General features: G+C 60.1%; 1 protein-coding gene and 1 pseudogene. Both read right to left on the reverse strand.

The annotated features are described in order from the left end of the window. Positions 1-921, reverse strand: a pseudogene (locus K309_RS0134855) (IS3 family transposase); the annotation flags it as partial. Then, on the reverse strand, positions 922-1,581 hold a 660-nt coding region (locus K309_RS0134860; RefSeq protein WP_029050469.1), incomplete at its 5' end, for a reverse transcriptase domain-containing protein. It lies immediately after the preceding pseudogene.

Raw genomic sequence — 1,581 nt, forward strand, 5'->3', positions numbered from 1 at the left:
CGATAGATAGCCGAGACGTGCCTGGGTGCGTTGGCGATTGTAGAACAGTTCGATGTATTCGGTGATCGCTTGCTGGGCTTGCGCGCGTGTGGCAAAGCGGCGGGTGTACACCAGTTCTGTTTTCAGGGTGCCCCAGAAGGATTCGATCGGAGCGTTGTCGTAGCAATTGCCGCGCCGGCTCATTGAGGCCCGCATCTGGAACTGTTTGAGCAGCGCCTGGTAATCGTGGGCGCAATATTGACTGCCACGGTCGGTATGCTGGATTAGCCCGGGCGCGGGTCGATGCGCGCTCACCGCCCGGAACAAGGCTTGCATAACCAGGTGTTTGGTCATGCGTTCGCTCATCGCATAGCCCACGATCTCGCCGCTATACAAGTCTTTCAATCCCGCCAGATAAAGCCAGCCTTCGTCGGTGGCCACATACGTGATGTCACCGCACCAGGCCCGGTTCGGCGAGTCAACGCTGAAGGACTGGTCGAGTCGATTCGGGGCCACCGGCAGATTGTGGCGCGAATTCGTCGTCGCCTTGAACTTGCGTTTCTGCCTGCAGCGCAGTCCAAGTTTGCGCCGCAATCGTTTGATGCGGTGCACACCCACCTCGACCCCGCGCCCGGCAAGCTCTTTTTGCAAGCGCTCAGGGCCAAAGGTCTCGCGAGTGCGAACATGCGCAGCCTGTATCTCTGCCTCCAGGCGTGGCTCGGCTTGCCGGCGAGACGAAGCTGCACGCTTGCACCAGGCGTAGTAACCACTGACAGAAACGCCGAGCAGGCGGCACAAGGTAGGGACCGGATACTGGGGTCGCATTTGGCTGACCAGGGCGTATTTCACCGCGACTCCTTCGCAAGGCGAGTAGGCCCGGGGAGTTTCACCCCGAACCTCTCCCAGAACCGTACGTGAGACTCTCGCCTCATACGGCTCCCGTTATCCAGCCTTCCAGTCAGCCTGTCCCCAGTGGTTGAACTGCCATGGCTGGGCTTCCTTCATCATGCACAGCCACTGCGCGCTGCGCCGCTTTCGCCGCGCGAGCGCCTTGTACTTGCGCCGAGCCCAGTGTTGCAGCCTGCGGTCGATGTAGCGGAACAGACCGCGCATCGCCCGACGATAGAAAGCACCATAGTAATTCCACCAACCACGAATGACTGCATTACATTGCTCCGCAAGCTCGTCCAGCGTCGCCGTACTTCGGCGCGACCATTGCCAGCCCCGCACCACCTCACGCATCCGCTTGAGCGCAGCGCTGCTCACCGCCGGCAGGAAACTGGTAAAGCGCCGGTTTTGATGACTCTGCGCTTCTCTGGGTCGGAACGTAAAGCCCAGGAACGTAAACTGCACGTTCGGATACGCATTGGTACGGTTACTGTCCTTGCAGTACACGATCTTCGACTTCTCCGGATGCATCGTCAGCCCGCAGGCTGCCAGCCGTGTCGCAATCGCTCGCATCACGACCTGTGCCTGCGCCTCAGTGCGGCAATGCACCACCGCATCATCGGCATAGCGTGCGAACACGCATGCCGGGTGCACTCGTTGCATCCAGCTATCGAACACATAGTGCATGAACAGGTTCATCAGGACAGGACTGAT

The organism is Cupriavidus phytohabitans, from assembly GCF_000426345.1.
GTDB lineage: Bacteria > Pseudomonadota > Gammaproteobacteria > Burkholderiales > Burkholderiaceae > Cupriavidus.